Origin of the sequence: Mucilaginibacter sabulilitoris (assembly GCF_034262375.1) — a bacterium.
Lineage (GTDB): Bacteria > Bacteroidota > Bacteroidia > Sphingobacteriales > Sphingobacteriaceae > Mucilaginibacter > Mucilaginibacter sabulilitoris.
The window spans coordinates 6,522,889-6,545,626 of record NZ_CP139558.1 but is presented as its reverse complement, the minus strand read 5'-3'; the positions used below and the strand labels follow the sequence as shown (position 1 = coordinate 6,545,626).

The 22,738-nt window shown below is 41.4% G+C and carries 20 protein-coding genes; 9 read left to right on the top strand and 11 right to left on the bottom strand.

From position 1 onward, the window contains the following. Window positions 1–66: 66 nt before the first annotated feature. Window positions 67–957, bottom strand: coding sequence for a 1-aminocyclopropane-1-carboxylate deaminase/D-cysteine desulfhydrase (locus SNE25_RS27595; protein ID WP_321562243.1), 891 nt, complete (start codon window positions 955–957; stop codon window positions 67–69). A 123-nt stretch (window positions 958–1,080) separates the two neighbouring features. Here SNE25_RS27595 and SNE25_RS27590 point away from each other — a divergent pair, with 123 nt between their 5' ends. Together SNE25_RS27590 and SNE25_RS27585 are read left to right on the top strand one after the other, a co-directional pair. Further along, on the top strand, window positions 1,081–2,139 hold the full coding sequence (locus SNE25_RS27590; RefSeq protein ID WP_321562242.1) for an RluA family pseudouridine synthase: 1,059 nt from the start codon (window positions 1,081–1,083) through the stop codon (window positions 2,137–2,139). A gap of 137 nt (window positions 2,140–2,276) precedes the next feature. Next, complete coding sequence (locus SNE25_RS27585; RefSeq protein ID WP_321562241.1) at window positions 2,277–3,113, top strand: aminotransferase class IV; 837 nt, start codon at window positions 2,277–2,279, stop codon at window positions 3,111–3,113. A gap of 232 nt (window positions 3,114–3,345) precedes the next feature. On the opposite strand, the gene SNE25_RS27580 is transcribed toward SNE25_RS27585, so the two are convergent. After that, on the bottom strand, window positions 3,346–4,023 hold the full coding sequence (locus SNE25_RS27580) for a DUF3050 domain-containing protein (RefSeq protein ID WP_407667059.1): 678 nt from the start codon (window positions 4,021–4,023) through the stop codon (window positions 3,346–3,348). Window positions 4,024–4,295: 272 nt separating this feature from the next. Here SNE25_RS27580 and SNE25_RS27575 point away from each other — a divergent pair, with 272 nt between their 5' ends. Beyond that, the gene (locus SNE25_RS27575; protein WP_321562239.1) at window positions 4,296–4,913 is read left to right on the top strand and encodes a hypothetical protein; all 618 of its coding nucleotides are present in this window, start codon (window positions 4,296–4,298) and stop codon (window positions 4,911–4,913) included. Window positions 4,914–4,927: 14 nt separating this feature from the next. Here the strand turns inward: SNE25_RS27575 and fmt are convergent, their stop codons facing one another. After that, entirely contained in the window at window positions 4,928–5,845 is a 918-nt protein-coding gene (fmt, locus tag SNE25_RS27570; RefSeq protein ID WP_321562238.1) for a methionyl-tRNA formyltransferase, read from the bottom strand. Window positions 5,846–5,872: 27 nt separating this feature from the next. Next, a complete protein-coding gene (locus SNE25_RS27565) occupies window positions 5,873–7,117 on the bottom strand; it encodes an exo-beta-N-acetylmuramidase NamZ family protein (RefSeq protein WP_321562237.1) in 1,245 nt (414 codons plus the stop codon). Between the two features lie 85 nt (window positions 7,118–7,202). Between SNE25_RS27565 and SNE25_RS27560 the strand changes: the two genes are divergently transcribed. After that, entirely contained in the window at window positions 7,203–8,423 is a 1,221-nt protein-coding gene (locus SNE25_RS27560; protein WP_321562236.1) for an ABC transporter permease, read from the top strand. 59 nt (window positions 8,424–8,482) lie between these two features. Here the strand turns inward: SNE25_RS27560 and SNE25_RS27555 are convergent, their stop codons facing one another. From SNE25_RS27555 to SNE25_RS27530, 6 genes are all read right to left on the bottom strand, one after another. After that, window positions 8,483–10,006, bottom strand: coding sequence for a hypothetical protein (locus SNE25_RS27555; protein ID WP_321562235.1), 1,524 nt, complete (start codon window positions 10,004–10,006; stop codon window positions 8,483–8,485). Beyond that, on the bottom strand, window positions 9,999–10,553 hold the full coding sequence (locus SNE25_RS27550) for an RNA polymerase sigma factor (RefSeq protein ID WP_321562234.1): 555 nt from the start codon (window positions 10,551–10,553) through the stop codon (window positions 9,999–10,001). The genes SNE25_RS27555 and SNE25_RS27550 overlap by 8 nt, the downstream gene beginning before the upstream one ends. Before the next feature lie 341 nt (window positions 10,554–10,894). Then, window positions 10,895–11,341 (bottom strand): hypothetical protein, encoded by a 447-nt coding sequence (locus SNE25_RS27545; protein ID WP_321562233.1) that lies wholly within the window; start codon window positions 11,339–11,341, stop codon window positions 10,895–10,897. Window positions 11,342–11,406: 65 nt separating this feature from the next. Beyond that, window positions 11,407–12,210, bottom strand: coding sequence for a nucleoside triphosphate pyrophosphohydrolase (gene mazG, locus SNE25_RS27540; protein ID WP_321562232.1), 804 nt, complete (start codon window positions 12,208–12,210; stop codon window positions 11,407–11,409). Window positions 12,211–12,303: 93 nt separating this feature from the next. Further along, entirely contained in the window at window positions 12,304–12,984 is a 681-nt protein-coding gene (gene mnmD / locus SNE25_RS27535; protein WP_321562231.1) for a tRNA (5-methylaminomethyl-2-thiouridine)(34)-methyltransferase MnmD, read from the bottom strand. A 27-nt stretch (window positions 12,985–13,011) separates the two neighbouring features. Continuing rightward, complete coding sequence (locus tag SNE25_RS27530) at window positions 13,012–14,361, bottom strand: MBL fold metallo-hydrolase (protein ID WP_321562230.1); 1,350 nt, start codon at window positions 14,359–14,361, stop codon at window positions 13,012–13,014. A 400-nt stretch (window positions 14,362–14,761) separates the two neighbouring features. Here SNE25_RS27530 and SNE25_RS27525 point away from each other — a divergent pair, with 400 nt between their 5' ends. Together SNE25_RS27525 and SNE25_RS27520 are read left to right on the top strand one after the other, a co-directional pair. Continuing rightward, window positions 14,762–17,437, top strand: coding sequence for a valine--tRNA ligase (locus tag SNE25_RS27525; RefSeq protein WP_321562229.1), 2,676 nt, complete (start codon window positions 14,762–14,764; stop codon window positions 17,435–17,437). Window positions 17,438–17,541: 104 nt separating this feature from the next. After that, entirely contained in the window at window positions 17,542–19,341 is a 1,800-nt protein-coding gene (locus SNE25_RS27520) for a response regulator (RefSeq protein WP_321562228.1), read from the top strand. Here SNE25_RS27520 and SNE25_RS27515 read toward each other — a convergent pair. After that, window positions 19,338–19,799 carry a type I restriction enzyme HsdR N-terminal domain-containing protein gene (locus SNE25_RS27515; RefSeq protein ID WP_321562227.1) on the bottom strand — a complete coding sequence of 154 codons (462 nt, stop codon included), beginning with the start codon at window positions 19,797–19,799 and terminating at the stop codon, window positions 19,338–19,340. The genes SNE25_RS27520 and SNE25_RS27515 overlap by 4 nt on opposite strands. Window positions 19,800–19,958: 159 nt before the next feature. Here SNE25_RS27515 and holA point away from each other — a divergent pair, with 159 nt between their 5' ends. The 3 genes from holA (at window position 19,959) to SNE25_RS27500 (ending at window position 22,718) form a co-directional block, all read left to right on the top strand. Further along, the gene (holA, locus tag SNE25_RS27510; protein WP_321562226.1) at window positions 19,959–20,978 is read left to right on the top strand and encodes a DNA polymerase III subunit delta; all 1,020 of its coding nucleotides are present in this window, start codon (window positions 19,959–19,961) and stop codon (window positions 20,976–20,978) included. Between the two features lie 300 nt (window positions 20,979–21,278). After that, the gene (cysC, locus tag SNE25_RS27505) at window positions 21,279–21,842 is read left to right on the top strand and encodes an adenylyl-sulfate kinase (protein WP_321562225.1); all 564 of its coding nucleotides are present in this window, start codon (window positions 21,279–21,281) and stop codon (window positions 21,840–21,842) included. 45 nt (window positions 21,843–21,887) lie between these two features. Beyond that, the gene (locus SNE25_RS27500; RefSeq protein WP_321562224.1) at window positions 21,888–22,718 is read left to right on the top strand and encodes a sulfotransferase; all 831 of its coding nucleotides are present in this window, start codon (window positions 21,888–21,890) and stop codon (window positions 22,716–22,718) included. Window positions 22,719–22,738: the final 20 nt, after the last annotated feature.

Sequence of the window (22,738 nt, the reverse complement as noted above, 5' to 3'; positions counted from 1 at the left end):
AGGTGATATGTGCTGATGTGCAGGTTTCAGATGCGCAGATAATGCTTAAAATGAGGAGTGTCTGAATCAGACAAACTTGTCTTTCAGCCCCAACAACCCCCAGATGCCGCCGCTGTGGATGGCCAGTATTTTACTGTCAGGTTTAAAGTATTTTTTGCCGATAAGGTCATAAAGAGCGTACATCATTTTGCCCGTATAAACCGGTTCAATCACGATGCCGGTGGACGCAACAAATTGTTTTATAAAATCAATCAGTTCATCATTGGTTTTTCCGTAACCGCCAAAGTGGTAGTCAAGGTGCAGGTCATAATCTGCAGGGGCGGTTAGGAAGCGGTCTATTTCTTGTTTCATAAAAACGCCATTTTTAAGTACCGGTACAGCATTAAACCGCGTTTTTAACTGGTGATCGGTTAACCCGTTAATAATACCGGCAGCGGTTGTGCCCGTACCGCAGGCGCAAACTATATGGTCATAAGTTTCGGTAAGTTCACCAACCAACTCGCTACAACCCCGAGCACCCTCGGCTGACGCACCGCCTTCATCAACAAAGAAGGCATTGGTATCATCTGCAAAATGTTTAATAAATAGGCCTTGTTTATTGCGGTAGCTTTCCCTGTCGGTAAATAAAAGTTGCATGCCGTGCAGCTTACATAAAAAAAGGGTGTCATTATCGGCGTTTTCGCCGCGTACTATACCGGTTGCTTTAAACCCAAACCGGGCCGCTGCCGCTGCTGTGGCCAATAAATGGTTGGAGTAGGCCCCGCCAAATGTTACCAGATGATTTTTACGCTGATGCCGGGCAGCTTTAAGCACATATTTTAATTTGCGCCATTTATTGCCCGATATCATGGGGTGTATCAGATCATCGCGTTTTAAAAAAACTTTTACGTCATGTTCATCAAACAGCGGATTGCTGATGGAGTGAACCGGACTAAAAATTTCCAAATCAATATTCATTATATAGTATCAAGTATCAAGATATGTTTGCAAATGCCAAACTATTTAAAAATCCTGATACTTGATACTAATATCCTGATACTATCTTAACCTAACACAAAAAACGATTACTTTTGCCTTCAAATGGCAGACGATAGCGAACTTATAGAGCAGGAAGAACAGGATTTATATGAACATTTACGTGTTGTGGTTGACAAGGGGCAATCCCTGCTACGTATTGATAAATTTTTAATGCACCGGGTGGAGAACGCTTCGCGAAACCGCATCCAGAACGCTATTGATCTAGGGAACGTACTGGTGAACGATAAGCCCATCAAATCAAGCTATCGTGTAAAACCACTCGATGTTATATCGGTGGTGCTGCCACATCCGCCGCGCGATACCGAGGTTTACCCGGAAGACCTACCCATTAATATTGTTTATGAAGACGATGACGTGCTGATAGTTGATAAGGCCGCGGGTATGGTGGTGCATCCGGGATATAATAATTACACGGGCACCCTTGTTAACGCGCTGGTGTATCATTTTCAGCAATTACCCACCCTACCGGGTAACGATGGCAGGCCGGGTTTAGTTCACCGGATTGATAAAGATACCTCGGGCTTGCTGCTTATCAGTAAAAATGAGCGTTCCATGAATTGGCTGGCCAGGCAGTTTTTTGATCATACCATTACCCGTAAATATATAGCGCTGGTTTGGGGCGACCTGGAGCAGGACGGCACCGTAACAGGCTACATAGGTCGCAGTATGAACGACCGTAGGGTAATGTCAATATATGACGACCCTGAAAAGGGTAAATGGTCTGTAACGCATTATAAGGTGCTGGAACGACTTAATTATGTTACATTGATAGAGTGCCAGCTGGAAACAGGTCGTACGCACCAGATCAGGGCGCACATGAAGCACATAGGGCATCCGCTGTTCAGTGATGCCATGTACGGAGGCGATAAGATTTTGAAGGGCACTGTTTTTAGCAAATATAAGCAGTTTGTAGAAAACTGTTTTGAACTGATGCCGCGCCAGGCACTGCATGCGCAGACACTCGGTTTTTTGCACCCTACGTTAAAAAAACAAATAGCTTTTGAATCGCCGTTACCCAATGATTTTGAAAGTGTATTGCAAAAATGGCGCAAATATATAGCTGCTGGTAATCAAACAAATACTGTTGCAGAAGAATTTTAGGTGTTTGTTTTATCAATATAAGCATGGTTTTTGCATATGAAGCTATCGTTGCGGGAATTTACAATGGTATAGCATAATGAATAACCTTACCAGTTAAAAAAATCTGCACATTTGCACACTTGAAATCTGCACATCCAATGATGCCCGTTTTTATCAATTTTAATGGAGATATACTGCCGGCAAACAGTCACTTGCTTACTATAGCCAACAGGGCTTTTAAGTATGGCGATGGTTTGTTTGAAACTATGCGCTTAATGAAGGGGCAGCTTAAATTTGCCGACTTGCATGCCGGCCGTTTGCAACGCGGTATGAAAGCGCTTAAAATTGACGGCTACTCGCAAATGGATGCCTGGTTTTTGAAGGACATTGCCGAAGAACTTGCCAAAAGGAATAAAGTAAAACATGGCCGCCTGCGTTTAACGGTTTACCGTGATGCCGAGGGGCTTTACACTCCATCGCAAAATAAGATGGGGTATTGCCTGGAGCTTACCCCCTCTGACGAGCCCCGTTACTTTTTAAACGAAAAAGGCTTGATCATGGATGTGTTTACCGAACTGCCCAAGCCATCAAATTACCTGTCGAACATTAAAACCTGCAACTCGCTTATTTATGTGATGGCAGGGATATATAAAAGCCAGAATAAGCTCGATGATGTATTTTTACTAAATCAGGCTGGTTTTTTGTGCGAAGCCAGCAGCTCCAATATATTTATTTACTATCAGAACCATTTGTACACGCCGGCTTTGAGCGAGGGTTGCGTGGAAGGGGTGATGCGCCAGATAGTCATCAAGCTGGCCCTTGAAAACAACATTGACGTTACCGAAGCCCAGATAAACCCCGATATACTTTACGAAGCCGATGAAGTGTTTTTAACCAATGCCTCCCGGGGTATCCAAACTGTAATGGGCTTTGGCGTAAGGCGCTATTTTAACCGCATCAGCAAGGTGCTGATTGATGAGTTGAATAAATTGTAGTAGAAGACACTAAAAAGACGTCATTGCGAGGTACGAAGACAACCGAACGAAGTGAGTTCATTAATACCTGAAAAATAATAAACACATTATAATCTCTACACCAGCAGGTCGTGTATGCAAGGTCTAAACTGTTCTATTCGCTCTGTATAGCATAGAGGTTGCTTCGTGCCCCGCAATGACGCGTGGAGACGATGAATTCCCTACGGTTGGTTGTATTCTAAGAAATCTACAATTACTCTACTACAGATACAGGTGCTTTTATTGCGGTCAATATGCCATCCCAAAGCGCTATCCTTGCCTGCAGCGCTTCTTTAACGGCTGCGGTTGCTTCCTGCCATTTGATGTCATCATCGCCGCAAAGTTCGGCAGTCATTTGGTAGGCTAAGTGGGAGTGATGGTCGCCGTCAACCTCGATATGGCGCTCCAGGTAGTATAATAAAATATCAACTTTTCCGGGTAGCTGGCTGCTGAGTTCCTTTACAATGCTCACAAACATTTCAGGTATCAGGTCTTCGCGGCCAAAGGTGAACACAGCAGCCTGTACGTGATCTTTATTATTGCTGATCACTTCAAACGTATGCTGTACAAAATTGCGGGTCGCAACAGGAATATCGGCAATTATCAACGCCTCGTCAATGTGTTTGCCAAAGTTAAGCTCATTAAACAGATTGTTAATGGCAACAGCGTCGCTGCCTGCCTGCTGCATGGCGCGCAGGTATAATTCAAAATGACTGGTGCGGTTACCGTTTTCGTCTACGTCACTTTCCTCGCCGGTAACTATTTCGTTAATGAGGTAACGGGTATTTGCATTGCCTGTTGGCATCCATGGGGTAGCGGTACAGGTAAGTTTTTGCCGTAATGATTTTAACAACGACATAAAATCCCACACGGCAAATACATGGTGTTCCATAAAAACGTTGAGCTCATCAAGCAAATTAATGTTTTTATAAGCTCATGCTGTATTAACTGCTCGCGTAATGGCTGTATCTCGTTTTTTAGAAGGGTAATTCTGTCGCTGTAATTTGCCATGGGGTATAAAACTTATGGGGGACAAAAGTAGCAAACAAGGTGATTATTAACGCAGTGATTAGTTTATTTTGACTTTAGGTTGATGGGTTTGATCTTATAATTAGATTGGTAACAATTTATGAATTAACCAGTCATATAGTTATAGCCTTAATCATGAAAGTTACAACCTTATTGTCAATTGCCGTAATAGCTGTTTTTTGTTCAGCCTGTAATCATATGCCCGCCAAAAATACCGAGTCTGCTAAAGCGGAGATTCCCGAACCATTGAAAGATGATTATTCTGATATCAGTATTAAAAGGGTGAGTTCAAGAGGAGGGGACTTAGTAGATGACATTTATGCCGACTTTGTGAAAAAGCGGCCTGCCCTGCTAAGCCTGGAAACAGGATTGCAGCAATTTTACGCCGGCATGCCCGATAGTTTGGAAGCATTTAATAATTATGCGGCAAAGTCTGCCCGTTATTATGACGCAGCAAGACGGTCATTATTAACCATTAAAGATTCGGTATTGCGGGAAAGATTGCGTTTGTTAATAGAAAACAGCAACAGCAAGTACACGGGTAAAATAAAAAAGTTTTCGGCGTTGATGAAGGATATTGACAGCAATAGGATGGTGATAAATGATTATCACCTTGCGCTGAAGATAGCTGTAACTATGCCCGTAATAGAAAATTATCAGGACAAAAATATGCCTGATAGCAAGAGTGCTGAAAGTTTGGCTAATACGTCGAAAAAATTAAAGCAACAAGCTGTTAAATTAAGCAAAGAATAAAGATATGGGAGGGATTACAACTTCATCCCTCTTAAAAAATCTTCAATACCCATGCGTTTTTTACCCTCCAATTGAATGTCAGTCACGCTGATGAATCCATCTTTTGCAGCAAATTTAAGGTAGGTTTTATTATCCGTAAGGAAACCTCCCGGTTGTATAGCCGGTTCGTCTGGTAACAGCACCGATGCGTACACTTTTAAAACCTTTCCGTTCAGTTCGGTGTAAGCTGTAGGTACAGGGCTTAAACCGCGTATTTTGTTGTAGATATGTTGGGCGGGCTGAGTCCAGTCAATCAGACAGTCTTCCTTAAAAATTTTAGGAGCATGCCTTAATTCTTCACCGGTTAACAGTTGTGTTTGGGGGTGTTCATGGTACCGGCCGCTTTCTACAGCTTTTACTGTTTTTACCAGTAAGCCTGCACCTTTGTTCATCAGCCAGTCATGTAGTTCTCCGGCACTTTCATGGCCTTTTAACGTTACCTTTTCGGTAAACAGCACATCGCCGGTATCAATTTCATGTTTCAGGAAAAAGGTAGTTACGCCGCTCTCTTTTTCTCCGTTGATCAGCACCCAGTTAATAGGGGCCGCGCCGCGGTACTGCGGTAACAATGACGCGTGTAAATTAATAGTGCCCCGCGGCGGCATATTCCAAACTTGCTCGGGCAGCATCCGGAAAGCCACTACAACCTGCAGGTCGGCGTTTAGGGCTTCAAGCTCAGCTAAAAATTCCGGGTTCTTTAACTTTTCGGGCTGAAGTACTTTTAATCCGTTAGCCACGGCATATTGTTTCACTGCCGATTCATTAACTTTTTGACCCCTACCTGCGGGTTTATCCGGAGCGGTAACCACACTTACAATATCGCTGCCCGCTTTTATCAATGCATCTAACGATGCTACGGCAAACTGGGGAGTGCCCATAAATACAATTCTCATGTTTCTATATGTTTGGTGTGATCCTTTTTAATCGTATAATAAATATTTGCCGCGCGTGGTTTTAAATTTATTTAATCCGGCTTGCCAGCTGCTGCGTATCTCGTCTTCGGTTTTGCCGGCTTCAATTTGTTTTCTGAGCTCGGCAGTGCCAGCCAATTTGATGAAATATTCATTAAAGAAATGTTTTTTATCGGGGAAAGCTTTGTAAAGCTCTAACAACCAGGATAAATCAATGCGGCCTTTGTTTCTTATGGCATCGCTGCTATATCCTTTTAAACTGATGCCGTAGCATAGTTTATCCTTTTGCGGCGGGTTTTCGCTCATTCCCTGTATGCTTACCGGGGTAAAAGAAAATGCGTATTTCCCTTTCAATGAAGGGTGCCCTACTTCCAGAAAAGGAAAAAATGTGCCCCTGCCCAGGCTAAGCGTTGTACCCTCAAACAGGCAAACACTTGGATAGAGTAAAATAGATTGATCGGTATTTAAATTGGGCGATGGATTTACAGGTAGTTTATAAACCATATCATGCTTGTAATTAGCTACCTTAATAATTTTGAGTTTGCATTTTACACCATTTTTAAGCCAACCCTCGCCATTTATCATTTGGGCATATTCGGCAATGGTCATGCCGTGGCTTATGGGGATCGGGTGCATGCCCACAAATGAATGATTTATGGTATCGAGTATCGGACCGTCAATCAGGTAACCATTAGGGTTTGGCCGGTCCAGTATCATCAGTTCTACATTGTTTTCGGCACAAGCCTCCATTACATAATGCAGAGTTGATATGTAGGTATAAAACCGGGTGCCAACATCCTGAATATCAAATATCATCAGGTCAATACCGTTCAGATCAGCAGGAGTGGGCTTGTAGTGCTTATTGCCATATAATGAAACTACGGGCAGCCCGGTTTGGGTATCGGTTGCGTCATTTACGGTTGCGCCATTACTGGCGTTGCCCCTGAAGCCATGCTCGGGCCCGAAGATCTTTTTTACCGTTATACCTGCTTTTACCAAACTATCAACACTGGGTGTAAGGGCTTTACCAATAACAGAAGTTTGATTTACAACCATCCCAATATTTTTCCCTTTAAGATAATCAATATACAGCGGAATTTGCTCGGCCCCGGTAATTATTTCAGGAATTATTTTCGCCGCGGTTTGGGTAATTATCGAATCGCGATTATTATAATCAGCAGGGCCGCCGCACGCGGGGTTTGATAACAGAACGGCTATTAAGGCGCATTGTAAAAAGGTACTTGTTCTTATCATAAAATATTATGTTGAAACAATTTAAAAAGTAGCAGGTTTAACAGCAAAACCGCATATTTGCGAAGGTACAAAAAATCACGCTGCATTGAGTTTCGCCTCCTTTATATCCGCACGTATAACCTTTAAGTCAAAACGCACCTTTTCAAAACTGATAGTGCGCATTGCCATTATTGGCATTATGTTGGGTTTGGGCGTAATGATACTTTCATTAGCCATTGTTAAAGGGTTTAAGCATGAGATCCGCGAAAAAGTGCGTGGATTTGCAGGTGATATCCGCATAGTTAAGTTCGACCTGAACAGTTCTTATGAAAGCTCCCCATTCGCGAGCGATAGCAGTTTTATAAAGCGCGCGCTCAAAAGTCCGCTTATTACTCATGTTATGCCTTCTGCTACAAAGCCGGGTATAATTAAAGCCAATAACGAAATTGAAGGAGTGGTATTGAAAGGAGTTGATAAAACGTACGACTGGTCCTATTTTAAAAAGGTTATGGTGGTTGGTAGTGTTATTGATTTTACCGACTCGGTAGAGGCGCAGAAAGAAATTATGCTGTCGCAAACAACGGCCAACCGTTTAAAACTCAGGGTTGGTGACAAACTGCTGATGTACTTTGTACAGGAGCCGCTGCGTAAACGCCAGTTTACCATAAAGGGCATTTTCAGTACAGGAGTTGAAGAAGTTGATAAAACCTTTGTAGTGGGAGCTTTATCGTTAATTAACCGGTTAAACGATTGGAAACCAGGCGACATCGGTGAGTATGAACTACGCGTATCTGATTTTGACCATGTAAATTATGCCGCTAATAAAATTGATGATATACTGCCGGTAAAGCTACGGTCACATACTGTTGTTGAAGATTATCCTGCCATATTTGAATGGCTCAACCTGCTCGATGTAAATTCGGTAGTAATGCTGGTGCTTATGGTTATAGTTGCAGTTATCAACATGATATCGGCGCTGCTGATCATGATCCTCGAGCGTACCGCCATGATAGGTATGTTCAAGGCCATGGGCGCATCTAACTGGAACATACAGAAAGTGTTTTTATTTAATGCTACCTATTTGATAGGTTTAGGCCTGCTGCTGGGTAATGCGCTGGGCTTAGGCCTGGGCTTTTTTCAAAACAAAACCCATTTCTTTAAACTCGATCCTGCATCTTATTATATGAGCGTTGTACCTGTTGAGTTTAACCTGGGCGATATTTTGATGCTGAATATCGGTACATTGGTTATTTGTCTCCTGGTACTTATCATACCATCAATGCTCGTGAGCAAGATCTCTCCGGTAAAAGCAATACGATTTAAATAAATTAAATCAAGCCACAGACTTTAATATTAATTCACTGTTGGCAAGCCAACGCTCCCGTTTTATTTTTTTGGCGATGTGAAATTAAGCTTCAGGTTTAAACCTGCGGCTCCAAACTGAATTTGCTGTGAACCCAAACCCGCAAGCGGGTATTTTAAAAATGGCTCAATAAATAGCTTGTTGCCTTTCCCAATCGGATAACCAACGCCAAAAGACACGTTAAGGGTTTTGGCAATATAAAATCCGCTGAAATTTTTACGGGTTACATCATTACTTGTTTGAGTGGATGCGCCCGCAGCTACTGATGATGCAGGGTAGCTATAAACCGATGTATAAGCTTCATTTATAAATGTACCCGAACTTAAGCCCGCCAAAACATAGGTGTTATTTTTTTGTGGGTTGAATTCGTATTTGATATTCATTGGAATATCTAACCCGATTAAACTGGCATTGTAATTTTTAAGTACCGGAAAAGATGCATTAGCAGCTGAATATAAGCTTTGTTTATCATAAGGGGCTAAAGCCTGTGGCGCTCTTGCCAATGCATCGGTGTTGGAGGCAACAGGGGGGCCGCCATTATAGCTCAGTGTATTTTGAGCCAGGGCCACACCTGTTGAAAGCTTAAAGTTTTTGCTGAGCTTAATATCTGAGGTAAAGCCTGCCCCGGCATTTACCTGGTTGGTACTGCCTTTAGCATAATTAAAAAAAGTAGCGGCATAAACGCCAAAGCGTACTTTTTTGTCTTCAGTATAGTCTTCTTTATGTTTTTGCGGTTCAGCTTTTTCATTGGCAAACAATGTGGCCATAGAATTGGCAGGTACTTTGGGAACTTTAACCGGTTGTTGTATAACAACGCTTGAACTCCCCGCAACTGCCTTGTTTGAAGCAACAGGTATATTATTAGTATTCTGCTGTATATTGGTTTTGGCAATAAAGGTTTTAGCGCTATCTGGCTTGTTCTTACCAGGGGCTGTTACAACTGGCGAATTTACAGCAGAAGGAGGTGTAACAGCATATTGCGATGAATTAGTTTTAGCGGCGGCGGCTTTTGCACTATCTGCCTGCCTGGTTTTTAAAGCTGCAATCTGGGCATTATTTAACGGTTGGGTTATGCCAGGCCTGGTAGTAGCAGGCCGGGTACTATCTGTTACACCGATGGCAGGAGGCGTTACAGCCAACTTATTTTCTGGTGTTTTTGAAGCGTTATCAATGGCGTTATTTGTATTAGTTGCCGGTTCGGGACTCGTTGCTGTCTCATTATTCTTAACAGATGGTGTTTGTTTTGCAGTTAGTAATTTGTCAGTATCGGCTGGTAACGTTTTGTGTTGTTGTTTTGCTGGTTTTAAAGCTAAAGTGTCTGGTTTTTGCTCTTTATTCAGCATCCACAAGCCAATAGTGGCAAATAATAAAATAGCCGCGGCCGCGCTTGCCCACCAAAGCCAGGCAACGGGACGCTTCTTTTCCATTTCAGGAAATTTATTCCTGAGCAGTAACCAACCTTCATCAGCAGAGGGGTGGAGTTCATCAAAATTATCAAACACCTCCCTGATGCGGTTGCTCAAGTCGTTATCCAACTGCTCATCCATGGCTTTGTGTTTCTTTCTTTAACATTTTTCTTAATCTTTCTTTTGCCCTGCTCAGGTAAACCCTTGATGAGCTTACCGGAATAGTTAGCATGTTTGCAATTTCGTCGTGATTATATCCGTCTATCTCGTATAAATTAAAAATGGTAAGCTGTATTGCAGGCAGCTCACTCATCAGTTTCAAAATATCCTGTACATTTAAATTATCAACTGTGCCTATGCTGCTGCTTATTGGGGCAGCATTATCCAAATCAACATTTAACTGGAATTTAAGATCCTTGCGGCGGCGGTCAATAGCGGTATTAACCACAATGGTGCGCAGCCACGCCTTAAATGGCTTATCTATGTTGTAATTGTGTATGGCATTAAACACCTTTATAAAAGCATCATTCACAGCCTCTAACGCATCGTCCCGGTTTAAACTATAACGCAGACTTATACCCATAGCATAGCCATAGAATAGCTTATACAGCATTTCCTGGTACTTTAAGCTGCCTGTTTTGCATTGGCTGATGATCTCTTCTTCAGTAATGCGAGGGGGTGGATGCATTAAATGTATTTAATTCTGCTAATGTTACTTCTTTTTATCCCTTTACGCAGTAAAACAGGATATTGATACAATCTTAAAAAAGATTTTTCAGCCCCGGTAATTTATTTTTTTAATAGGCTCCGATACATTTCCTGTCGGCATCTTTTATTACACGGAAATGTTAATAGATTGTTTATCTGTAATATACCCGGCTGGGTAACGATGGGGATACCTTGCCAGAAAAATTAAAGGATCAGCAACGCTGTTATGAAGTGCCGCTGATCTTTAATATTGCACAGGTAAAAAAATACGGAGTAAAAGGCCGCCACTAAGAAAGCGACGGCCAATAATTAAAACAATAATTAATTCGAAGTTTTATTAAATCTATAATCAAGAATAGAGTCTTGAGCCGCATTAACCCGTTGTATTGCCAATACTGTGCCGTTATAAAGGTATGCGTAAGTGCCCGCAAGATGGAATTTGGTTTGAGGTACAGCTTTGTATGTGCTGTCAAGAAAACCCATGTAAACACCATCATATCTATATACGCCTTTACTGCCGGCATGTATTGTAGCAGTATCGCCGGTTACTGCGAACCGGCCGGTTGAAGCAAGATTTAAAATAAGTGCTGAATCCTTTTTTACGGTGTCATAGCCACCTTTGGTAGGGTTTCTTACCAATAACCTGAACTTGCCGCTGAAAGTACCAAATGGCTCTTGAACAGGTACAGGATCAGACTTAGGTGAACAGGCTTCACCTAATATAAACAATAAAAACAATGGTAATAAGTAGAGTAAATTGCGCTTCATAATCTTCATCTTTTTTTAAGTATTACGTGAATATTTAACTAAACGCTACAACGTGCTAAAATTTTTTACAGTTTTTTTGCCTCGTCCCAAAAAATATCCATTTCGGCAAGGCTCATGTCATGCAGTTGTTTACCGTTTTCCTTTGCTTTATGTTCCAAGTACTGAAAACGTTTAATGAATTTTTTGTTTGTTTTTTCGAGTGCGTTTTCCGGGTTGATATTTATAAAACGTGCATAATTGATTAGGGAGAACAGTAGGTCGCCAAATTCGCCTTCGGCTTTTTCGTGGTCAATGGCGCTTTCATCTTCGGCATTAAATTCGTTTTTAAATTCCTGCATTTCTTCCTCAACTTTGGCCCATACCTGTGCTTTTTCTTCCCAGTCGAAACCAACTCCGCGGGCTTTTTCCTGTATCCGCGATGCCTTAACCAACGCAGGCAGTGAAGCGGGTACACCACCCAGCACAGATTTATTACCCTCTTTTAGTTTAATTTGCTCCCAGTTACGTTTTACATCTTCCTCATTTTGCACTTCTATATCACCATAAATATGCGGATGGCGGTTTATCAGCTTTTCACAAACGCTGTTCAGTACATCCGTGATATTAAAGTCATTTGTTTCAGAAGCTATTTTGGCATAAAAAACTAGGTGGAGCATAATATCGCCCAGTTCTTTTTTTATTTCGGGCATGTCGGCGCTTAAAATGGCATCGCTAAGTTCATAGGTTTCTTCAATGGTGAGGTGCCGCAGGCTTTCCAGTGTTTGTTTTTTATCCCAGGGGCAATTGGCCCTCAGGTCGTCCATAATGTGGAGCAGGCGCTCAAATCCGGTTGCAGGGGTAGTGGCAGTTGCTGGTGCTTGTAACGGCATGTTATAAATTTTTATTACTACAAAGATAGGAGAAGTAGTGAATTGTGCGTGATGAGTAAAATGGAAATAGGGCAGCGCCAAATTATCAGGTTGTTATTCCTTCACCCCGCGCAGCATTTCGCGTTTACCGGGCGCACCCTGAACCTTTTCTATTTTGACGCCCAGAGAGGTAAGCATCCTTTTTAAATTGCCGGTTATGGCGTATGTAACAAATACTCCTCCCGGCTTTAATAAACTAACGGTATGACTTATGGACGGTAATTCCCACATTTCGGGCTGGTGCGCAGCAGCGAAGGCGTCGAAGTAAACAATGTTGTACTGAGTGCTACCCCTGAAGTCAAGAAGCTTAGTGTTTGCTATTTGCAGTTGACATTGTGTATCCAGATCAACTTTATTTAGCAATGTCTCAGGATAATGCTTTAAATAAGTTTCCCACAAGGTTAAGGGTAAATATTGTTCATAACCGGTTTGCGCCATCATAGCCTCACTTAGAGGATAAGCTTCGATGCCGGTGTAGTTTAACGATATCTTTTTTGATGAACATTCATCGGCACTTAATAAAAAGTTTAGCCCGGTGCCAAAGCCAACCTCCAATATACTTACCTCATTAACACTGTTTTGACTTAAGAAATAATTGAGCCCTGCATTAACAAATACATGGCGGCTTTCCTGCAAGGCCCCGTGACGCGAATGATAATGTTCGCCAACAGCAGCATTGTAAATGGTTTTTGAGCCATCGGCCGTAATTACTATTTCAAGGTTATCCTTAGTCATTACAAATTAGCAGGTATTACAGGATTATTAACTATTGATTCCTTCTGCAAAGTTGATCACCACTTCGCCCAGATCATACACAGGTACCTGGTGTATCTGGCCAGCAACAATACTGGTTGCCGCAGCAGAACGATAACCTGCCGCGCAGTGTATTACAATAGGTCTATCAGTTGGTACTTCGTTTATTCGCTCACGCAATTGAGACAGGGGTATACTGATGGCATTTTCAAATACTTTGCCTTCATTTACTTCGCCCTGGTTGCGTACATCAATAACCTGATAATGTTCAGGGTTGTTCCTAAAGTCATTCAAGTCAAGATCCGCAGATCTCTCCGTGGCATTGGCTGGCGCCAGCAGTGTGGCCCTGATATTATTTTCGTAACCTATTTTAGCTGCCTTCTTTACAAGCTTATCAATACTCTCCTCATTTTCGGCTATCAGGTAAAAGGGTTCTTCCGGGTTTAATATCGATCCCAGCCAGGTTTCAAATTTCTCACCGTCCTGCAAATTAATTGCTCCTTTGAGGTGCCCGTTTCTAAACTGCTGTTTTGGGCGTGCATCAATAACAACAATATTGTTTTCGAGAGGTGTTTCAGGATTTAATCGTTTAATGGCATCAACACTTTGCTTAAAAGATGCGGCTCCGGCTTTATTCAGATCAACATCATAACCAAAGTATTTTGGCACAAAAGGCTGATCGGTGGTGAGGGTTTTAATAAAAGTGAGTTCATCCATCAGTTGCAGTGCATAGTTTTCGCGTAATTCGCGGCCTATGGTACTTTCCAGATCAGGACTCATGTTTTTGCCGCACAATGAGCCCGGGCCATGAGCCGGGTATACGATAACGCTTTTTGGAAGTGTCATTAATTTTTGCCGGGTGCTCAGATACATTTGTTTGGCCAGCTCTTCTTTTTTAGCGGTGATGTTTCCCACGTTTTCGCGCAGATCAGGCCTGCCTACATCACCTACAAACAGGGTGTCGCCGGTAAAAATCGCGGTATCGCGGCCTTGCTCATCTTCCAGCAAAATACAGATAGAATCGGGCGAATGGCCGGGAGTATTGATGGCTTTAAGTTTTATATCATTAAGCTGAATGAAATCGCCATCATCAAAAGTTTCATGCGGATAAGTGGCGCCGGTGAGCTTGCTGCAATATATTACCGCGTTGGTGGCCTCATGTATTTCCAGGTGCGAACTCACAAAATCGGCATGCGGATGGGTTTCAATAACGCCCACTATATCTGCATCATGCAACGTGGCAAAGTCATAATAAGGCTGCGGATTGCGGGCCGGATCAATAACGATCATTTTACCTGTACGTATCACCGCGTATGACGCATGCGCTAAACCTTTATCGTAGAACTGATGAATTACCATAATGTAGCTGCAAAGATACTGGTTTAGAAGTAATAGGCTACGGCAGTTAAGTTATTGTAAAGTAAAATGATGAATTTGTATAGTTATGTGTTATTGTGATCTAAACCTATCTACAACTATAATAAAGGGAACCGCTTAACGGTTAAACCAGTCTATAAAAAATCCGAGTCTTGACCTTTTTAAAACATCAAGCCAGATACGGTGCAAATCCATTGATTTCATGACTGTTGTGGTTTGTTTGTTATAAAACGATTTGATAGTAAAAATATTGTGCTATTGTATGCACGAAGTGGCAGTGCAAATGGCCAAAATTAGCTGAAAATCAGGAAATCATTTAAATCAATTGTAAAAAATCACCTAAATAAGTGGTCTCAACTTAAAATCATTATTTTTGCGCGTTATGAGTATTTCTAAAACATATTTGCCCAAAGAAACCGAAGAAAAGTGGTACAGTTACTGGTTAAAGCACGATTTTTTTAAATCGGTGCCCGATGAGCGCGAGCCCTACACCATAGTCATTCCGCCACCAAATGTCACCGGTGTCTTGCACATGGGGCACATGTTGAACAATACCATACAGGATGTATTGGTTCGCCGTGCCCGTATGAAAGGCAAAAACGCCTGTTGGGTTCCCGGTACTGATCATGCCAGCATAGCTACCGAAGCCAAGGTTGTGGCCATGCTCAAAGAGCGTGGCATCAGTAAAGCCGACCTTACTCGACCCGAGTTTTTGACTTATGCCTGGGAGTGGAAAGAGAAATATGGCGGTATTATTCTGGAGCAGCTTAAGAAATTAGGGGCCTCGTGCGACTGGGACCGCACTCGCTTTACTATGGATGAGGATTTATCTGAAGCGGTGATAGATACTTTTATCCACTTGTATAAAAAAGGCTGGATCTATCGCGGTGTAAGGATGGTGAACTGGGATCCGCAAGGCAAAACGGCGGTATCCGATGAAGAAGTTATCCGTAAGGAGGTTAATCAGAAGCTTTATTATATACGTTACTCGGTTGCCGTTGATGAGTTATCGGCTATGAGTGAAGCAAGAGCAACTCACCACTCACCTGCAAGTTCTCACTACCTGACCATTGCTACCACACGCCCGGAAACCATAATGGCCGATTCGGCTATTTGCATAAACCCGAATGACGAGCGTTATCTGCACCTGCATGGTAAAAAGGTGTTTATCCCTTTAATTAACCGTGAAATACCTGTTATTCTGGATGAATATGTGACCATGGATTTTGGTACAGGCTGTTTAAAGGTTACCCCGGCGCATGATTTGAATGACTATGAACTGGGCCAGAAACATCATTTGCCCGTTATTGATATTTTAAATGATGATGGTACATTGAACGAAAGGGCCCAGATACTGGTTGGTGAAGACCGTTTTGCCGCACGTAAAAAGATTGCTGTACTGCTTGAAGAGGCCGGCGCGCTGGCAAAGGTTGAAGATTATAAATCACAAATAGGATTTTCAGAACGTACCGACGCGGTTATTGAACCTAAGCTCTCTATGCAGTGGTTTTGTAAAATGAGCGAGATGGCCAAACCCGCCCTTGATTATGTGCTAAACGGAGAAATAAAGCTGATTCCTGATAAATTTATAAATACCTATCGCCATTGGATGGAGAATGTGAGGGATTGGAATATTAGCAGGCAATTATGGTGGGGGCAGCAAATCCCTGCCTGGTACCTTCCAAACGGTGAGTTTGTAATAGCCAAAAATGCTGAAGAAGCATTAACGGAAGCAAAACTCAAAAATCCCGCGATCACCGTTGATGACCTGACCCAGGACCCTGATGTGGTAGATACCTGGTTTTCATCGTGGTTGTGGCCAATATCGGTATTTGATGGTTTTAAAAACCCTGATAATGCCGACATCAACTATTATTATCCTACTAACGATCTGGTGACCGCGCCGGAAATCTTGTTTTTCTGGGTAGCGAGGATGATTATGGCCGGGCACGAATTTCGGGGAGAAGTCCCGTTTAAAAACGTTTACCTTACCGGTATAGTGCGCGATAAACTGGGCCGTAAAATGTCAAAATCGCTTGGCAACTCACCTAATCCGCTCGATTTAATAGAGAAATATGGCGCCGATGGTGTAAGGGTAGGCATGCTGCTTTGCTCGCCTGCCGGTAACGACCTCATGTTTGATGAAAGTTATTGTGAACAAGGGCGTAACTTTGCCAATAAAATATGGAATGCCTTTAAGCTTGTAAAAGGATGGGAAGTTGATGACAACCTGAAAAATCCAAATAAGATAGCCAATGAATGGTTCGGAAACCGCTTTAATCAGGCCCTCGGCGAAATTGAAGATAACTTTAAACAATACCGGTTGTCTGAAGCGCTAATGGCTACCTACAAACTGGTATGGGACGATTTTTGCGCCTGGTATCTGGAAATGATTAAGCCGGCTTATCAGCAGCCTATTGACAGGGCTACTTACACGACGTCAGTTCAGTATTTTGAAAATATTTTGAAAGTTTTACATCCATTCATGCCTTTCCTTACCGAAGAGCTGTGGCATGATGAGTTGTTTGGTGCCCGTGATGAAAAAGATTGTTGCATTGTTGCGCAGTTGCCTGCTATTGGGGAAATAAATTCACAGATACTGAATGACTTAGAAGTTATCAAAACAATTGTTACACAAATAAGGAACATTCGTAACACAAAGCAAATTTCGCCTAAAGAGGCCCTGGAGCTTTCGGTAAAAATAAACTCTGGTTTACAGTACCAGCAGTATGAGCCTATTATTGTAAAGCTGGGTAATATCAGCAAATTTAGTACTGTTACTGATAAGGTTAATGGCGCCGTTAACTTCATAGCTTCAACCGATGAATTTTATATTCCGCTGAGCGAAAACATAGATCCGGTTGCTGAGCGCACCCGGCTTGAGAAGGAAAAAGAATATCTTTTAGGTTTCCTAAAATCGGTAAATGCAAAACTTGGTAATGAGCGTTTCATGAGCAATGCAAAACCCGAAATTATTGAGGTTGAGCTGCGTAAAAAAGCCGATGCCGAAGCCAAGCTGCAAATTATTCAGGAAGCCCTTGACGGTTTGGCTGATTAATTGCATTGCATATTAATTGCAAACTATTGTATCATTGTAACATGGCTGTTACCCTGTAGCAGCTGTGTTACAATAGTGCATAAACAAATGTTTGTGGTTTGAATATGTGCGAAGATGTCAGCTTTTTTAATTTTTCCATTCACAAAATAATTTCAAAGGAGCAATCTTATCTAAACCAGGCCCGTATACGTTTATTATACTATGGCCTGTTCCTGGTATTTATTGCATCGGGAACTTTGTTTATAAGTGTTTATTTTCAAGGGCAACATTTGCTGGCTTATACAGCAGGTTTTTTAATGCTTTATGTTGCTGTATTATTTAAGGCATTAACCTATCGGCCCAATTGGTTCCGGATATCGCATGCGCTGCTTATTGCCGGCACCCTTATTAACTTCAGTATTGTTTATGTATCGCTGCAGACTATAAATATTGTAACAGTACAGGCAGTAATAGTAGTTATAATATTTAGCTATTATATGCTCGGCCAAACCTGGGGCCTGGTATATTCTTTATTAAATACAGTACCCATATTGTTTTTTTTGCTTATTGACTATAGCAATGGCTATGTAATACATATTAAGCCCGATAAAATAGACCAGGCTACCATTATCATTAGTCTTTTTGCCAATTTTATACTGCTTATATTTATTCACAGCCACCTCTACACTTCCTTTTTAAAAAATATTAAACAATTGAAAGAGAGCGGAGAGGAGCAGGCCGCGCTTAACAGTAAACTTGAAAAAGCTATTGAAAAGGCCGAAAAATCTACCCAGGCTAAATCGGAATTTCTTTCAACCATGTCACACGAAATCCGTACGCCCCTTAATGCTGTAATTGGCATGAGCAATTTGCTGATGATGGGGAGCCCCAGGCCCGAGCAAAAGGAAAACCTCGAGATATTAAAATTTTCGGCAAACAACCTGCTGGCTATTGTAAATGATGTACTTGATTTTAACAAAATAGAATCAGGTAAATTGGTGTTTGAAAACATAAGTTTTAACCTGGCCGAACTCATGAACAATGTTTGCGGAGGCCAAAAGCTAAATGCCAAAGAAAAAGGGCTGGAGTTTACGCTTAATATTGATGCTAAGTTAAATAATAAAGTGTTTTTTGGCGATCCTACCCGCATAACCCAGGTTGTTTTTAACCTGGTAAGCAATGCTATAAAATTTACCACTCAGGGAAATGTGTGGGTACGGGTTATCTGCCTTGAAGACAGACACAATAAGGTTACGGTTAAATTTTCGGTAAGAGATACAGGAATAGGTATAGAAGAAATAAACCGTTGCCGCATATTTGAACCTTTTACACAGGAATCTTTAACTACAACCCGCCAGTATGGAGGTACAGGATTGGGATTAGCTATTGTAAAACGTTTGCTTGATTTGCAGGGGCTGCACCTGAATGTTTTGAGCAGGATAGATGAAGGATCGGAGTTCTCGTTTAATATGGAACTGCCTGTTTCTACCGCTGTAATTGACGAAGGAACAGATACACCATCGGGAGAGACAAAGCAGGGCGGGTCAACAGGCTTAAAGGTGCTTATTGCTGAGGATAACATGGTGAATGTAATGCTGATGAAAAAACTCCTGTCAAAATGGGATATAATACCCACTATTGCCGAAAATGGTGAACGGGCGGTTGAATTTATGCAGTATGGTAATTTTGATATTATATTAATGGACTTGCAGATGCCTGTGATGAATGGTTTTGACGCGGCCGACGAGATCAGAAAAATGGCCGATCCTAAAAAGGCAAATGTGCCTATTATTGCACTAACTGCCTCGGCAATGATTGATATTAAAGATAAAGTATTCGAGGCCGGAATGAATGATTATGTATCAAAGCCATTTAAGCCGAATGAACTGCTTGAAAAGATACAGAGCCTTGTAGCGCTGGTTTAAAACGCTTTAATGTAAGCCGGCAAATCTGTTATAAACTGATATTGCCGCTTATCGAGGTCAATATTACAATAATAATGTTGCAGCCCGTTGCTAACAGCAAGCAACGATACTTGATGCACCATATTATATCGCGCCACCTGATCAAATGTTTTTTGGTCAATAGTTATAGATGGCGCTTTGCACTCTACCATTAATATGCGTTTTCCCTGGGTATTAAATACAACAATGTCTGTACGTTTTTGCAAGCCGTTCAATTTCATGCCGCCTTCCAGTTTAATGAGCGAACGCGGGTAGTTTTTGTGTTTAATAAGATATTGAACAAAATGCTGCCTCACCCATTCCTCAGGTGTAATAATTATATTTTTCTTCCGTATTTCGTCAAACAACGTTAACTGCCCGTTGTGGTCACTTATTTTAAAAGGGTATGGGGGCAGGTTAAGCGGTTGCAGCAGATCCATTGTTTAAATTCAAAGGTCAAAAGTAAAAAATTATCAGCGGCAAATAACGGGGCTGGTTCAATAATTCAAACAGTTGAATTTATATGCTATCAGTTTTTAATTTTACTTTTGAACACAAAAGCATTTTGACTTTTGAATTTTTACTTTTGAATTAACAGCATGACTGCAGCAGAGATATTAAAAGATATTAAAAACCGTAAATATAAACCCCTGTATCTGCTGCATGGTGAAGAACCTTATTTTATTGATCTGGTAAGCAATTATATTGAAGACAGTTTACTGCCAGAGGCCGAGAAGGGCTTTAACCAAACAGTTGTTTATGGCAAGGATACGGATATGATGGCGGTACTTAACGCTGCCAAGCGCTATCCAATGATGGCCGATTACCAGGTTGTATTGGTAAAGGAGGCCCAGGACATAAAATGGGGTAAAGATGATGATAAAAAAGGTATCGATCCTTTACTGAGCTATCTTGAGAACCCTTTGCAAAGCACCATATTGGTGTTTTGCTATAAATATGGCAAGTTTGATAAACGAAAAAAAACTTATAAGGCCATAGAAAAAAATGGACTTGTTTTTGAATCGGCCCCCTTGTATGATAGTAAAATACCGGTCTGGATAGAGGGCTATATAACCGACAAAGGGTATAAAATTAATCCGTCGGCATCGGCTATGCTCTCTGAGTACCTGGGTAATGATCTAGCGAAAATTGCCAACGAGCTGGAAAAACTGATGCTGAATGTAACGGCTGGTCAGGAAATTACACTAAAACATATACAGGATAATATAGGCATTAGTAAAGAATACAATGTATTTGAACTGCAAACAGCCTTGAGCAAAAAGGACGCCTATAAGGTAAACCAGATCATTAATTATTTTGAGGCCAACCCAAAAGCCAACCCCATTGTGCTGGTGCTGGGTAACCTGAATAATTATTTTAGCAAGGTGCTTGCTTATCACTATGTAAAAGATAAATCGCAGCAAAATCTGGCGCGCGAGTTGGGGGTAAACCCATACTTTGTAAAGGACTATGAACAGGCTGGCCGTAGCTACAATTATCAAAAAACCATGCAGATTATTAGTTACCTACGCGAATACGACCTAAAGAGCAAAGGTGTTGAATCAAACGCGCCCCATGGCGAGCTAATGAAGGAACTGATGTTTAAGATACTCCATTAATCCCCAAATTAAACTGACAAAGAGCGTAATACCTGTAAAGTTGAGTAACATTCTTGTTAAGAAGTATCAAACAGATTTGGTATTACGTAATAGTGGCAGTTTTATTAAAAACCCCGCTAATAACATTGTATTGGAGATTTTGCCCTCTTGATTTACGCTCACGAAAGTTTTTTGAATGATTGTAAACGATTATTTACAATCGGCCATAAAATAACCAATAAGTAATTGTATTAAGTTCACGTTTAGAAAGTGTCCTGCAAGGCTTTCGCAAGATGATGTTTACAAACTTAATTAAGGAGTATGATACTTTTATTTTGCGGCTTGTCGGGGGCGGGCAAAACAACACTGGCAAAAAGTGTTGCCATCGGATTATCCGAACTCGGGATAAAGACCGAAATAATTGACGGTGATGAATATCGTCAGGAAGTTTGTAAGGATCTTGGGTTTTCCAGAAATGAAAGAAGTGAGAATATCAGGAGGCTGGGGTTCATTGCTAGCCGGTTTTCGGCACACGGTATAATTACCATTGTCAGTGCCATCAATCCTTACGATAATATCAGGCGCGAACTTGTTGAGCGATATGGTCATGTAAGCATTGTACATGTTGATTGCCCGGTTGACCAGTTAATTGAGCGCGATACCAAAGGGTTGTATAAAAGAGCTCTTTTACCCCAGCGCCACCCCAACAAATTATTAAACTTAACGGGCATCAATGATCAGTTTGATGTACCCTATGATGCTGATCTTTATATTAATACCGGCAGGAACACTATACAGCAAAGTACCTCGTTATTACTTTATTACATACTCAATAACCTTTATCCTGCCGAAGCTATAACAAATAAAATGACTGATAATTTATAAGCAGCCCGCTTATGCATTTTTAAATCGTTCGTCTTTTTATAAACTATGCAGAAAAGAACACTCATCATTGCAGGAATGCACCGTTCGGGTACCTCTCTTATTTCACATTGGCTTGCCAAATGCGGGTTACAGTTGGGCGAAAAACTTGTTGGGCCCGGCTACGGAAACGTAGACGGACATTTTGAGGATGTGGAATTTTTAAAGATGCACGAAGAGGTATTGACTAACAATAACCTGCCATCCTCTGGTTTAACCGATGTACAAATTGACAGTTTTTCTATATATGAAAAAGAGAAGCTAAAAAGTATAATTAAAATTAAGCAGCAGCTGTACGATCAATGGGGCTGGAAAGACCCGCGTACATGCCTTTTTCTGGATGTTTATCAGGAGCTGCTTCCTGATGCTTGTTATTTGATCATTCTGCGTGATTATCAATCAGTAGTGAGCTCATTATTAAGACGTGAGTTTAAGGACGTTGATGATAAATATATGGCCCGTACCTATTTTTCGAGGCTGGTATGGCAAAAGATAAGAAGATCGCAGAAACTACAGGAATTTTATCATGCTTATGCTGTAAAATTCTTGAAAGTATGGGTGGCCTATAATCACGACATTTTAAAATGTATAAAAAAGCTGAACAATGATTCTTTTGTGGTCATCAATTATTCAACATTATGTAAAGAGGATACTCCGCTTTTCTCGCACCTTAAAAACAACTGGAACTTTTCGCTGAAATATTTCAGGTTTAAGGATATATTTAAAGAAAGTCAGATGGGTGAGGATATAAATATTGACCATTATATAACTGATAGAGCGCTCATAGAAAACGCCAAACAACTTCAGGATGAGCTTAAAGGATATATGCAGCTTGTTTGATAACAAAAGGGCTCCGGTTT